The 1,655-nt window shown below is 75.5% G+C and carries 2 protein-coding genes; both read right to left on the bottom strand.

Translation table 11 applies throughout. The annotated features are described in order from the left end of the window. Positions 1-46: 46 nt before the first annotated feature. Positions 47-493 carry an ATP-binding protein gene (locus tag AB0M52_RS30595; RefSeq protein ID WP_363960916.1) on the bottom strand — a complete coding sequence of 149 codons (447 nt, stop codon included), beginning with the start codon at positions 491-493 and terminating at the stop codon, positions 47-49. Between the two features lie 34 nt (positions 494-527). Next, the coding region (locus AB0M52_RS30590) for a PAS domain-containing sensor histidine kinase (protein ID WP_363960914.1) at positions 528-1,655 on the bottom strand (1,128 nt) is incomplete at its 5' end.

Below are 1,655 nucleotides of genomic sequence, written 5' to 3'. Positions count from 1 at the left end.
GGCATCCGGCCGCCGCGGGCGGGCCGGTGCCGCTGGTGACCCGGGCTCAGCTGGCGGCCACCAGGCCCGGCCGGTCGGGGACGGGGTCGAAGTCGGCCCAGACGCTCTGGCCGAGGCCGTCCCGTTCCACGCCCCACCGGCTGGCCAGGCCGGAGACGATGTGCAGGCCGCGTCCGTCGGCCGCAGCCGCGTCCGCCGGGCGGATCCGCGGGGTGCCGGCGGCCCCGCCGTCGGTGACCCGTAGCTGCACCTGCGCACCCTCGGGCGTGGGTCGCAGCCGCCAGGCCACCCGGACCACCCCGCCGGGCAGCGGGTCGGCGTGCCGGACGGCGTTGCCCACCAGCTCGGCCAGGACCGCCACCAGATCCGCCAGCGCCGCCGGGGACACTGCCTCGGCCAGCTCGGCGGCGAGCCGGTGCCGGGCGACCCGCGCCCCGCTGACGTGGTGCGGCACCACTACGCACCACGCTCGTTCGACCGCTCCCGTCGACACTTCCGCCCCTCTTCCGCCCCCGTGACCCCCACGATCACCTGCGGGGCAGCCGCACCTCTGCGACCGTACCCCCGCCTGTCCTCGGACGTAGGAATACCCATCCATTCTGCTGTTCAACGATCCGGCGGACGAGATACAGGCCGAGACCGGTGCCGGGATAGCGCCGCCGGTCGCCGGAGTCGCCCTGCCAGAACCGGTCGAAGGCCCGCTCCACGTGCTCGGGGCGTACGCCGATGCCGCGGTCGCTGACCCGGAAGCAGACGGTCTGGCCGTCCGCCCCCGCGCTGATCTCGATCGGCGAGCCGGGCGGAGCGTACTTGCCGGCGTTCGTGGCCAGTTCGGTCAGCACGGTGGCCAGGCTCTGCCGGTGGCCGACCGCCCTGGGCAGTTGGGACGGCACCTGGAGGGCGGTCCGGCGGCGCAGCTCCGAGGGCAGGTCGGCGACGGCGGCCCGGAGCGCCTCGCCGAGGTCGAACGGCGCCGGTGGTCCGTCACCCGGCCATGCCTCGGCGGCGGAGGAGAGCAACCGGTCGAGCAGCCGGGCCAGCTCGTTGGCGCGCTGTCCGATCACCCGGGCCGCCTGCCGACGGTCGGTCTCGCTGAGCGATTCCCAGTGGTCGGTGAGGGTGTCCGCGTACCCCTTGATGACGGTCACCGGGGTACGGAGTTCGTGGCTGGTGACCGCGACGAAGAGGTCCCGCTCGTGGTCGTGGCGCTGCTGGTCGGTGATGTCGCGGAAGGTGACCACCCGCAGGGTGCCCGGGCCGGGCAGCTCGCCCGAGGTGATCCGCAGCCACCGCCCGTCCGGTAGCCGGTGGTCGAGGACCTGCCCGGAGGGGGGCAGCGGGAAGGGCAGCGGCCGGCTGAGCGCCTCGGCGGTGGATCGTCCGGTCACCTCGGCGGCGGCCGGGTTCCAGAGCCGGACGTGGGCGTCCCGGTCGACGACCGCCAGCCCGTCGGCGAGCGCCGCCACCACCGGGCCGTCGCCATGCACCGGCAGGCCGCTCTGGTCGCCGTACATGTGGGCGATGCAGGAGCCGAGGTAGCCGACCACTCCCCGCTGTTCGGGGCCGGGCTCGTCGGCGCCGGCCGGGTACAGCGCGTGCAGGCTGCCGACGGTGTGCCCGCCGATCTCCGCCCGGGAGACCACCATCCGCCGCAG

The organism is Micromonospora sp. NPDC051296 (genome assembly GCF_040682255.1).
GTDB classification, from domain to species: domain Bacteria; phylum Actinomycetota; class Actinomycetes; order Mycobacteriales; family Micromonosporaceae; genus Micromonospora; species Micromonospora craterilacus.
Note: the sequence above shows the minus strand (reverse complement) of the source record. Positions and strands in the feature narration are given on the sequence as shown.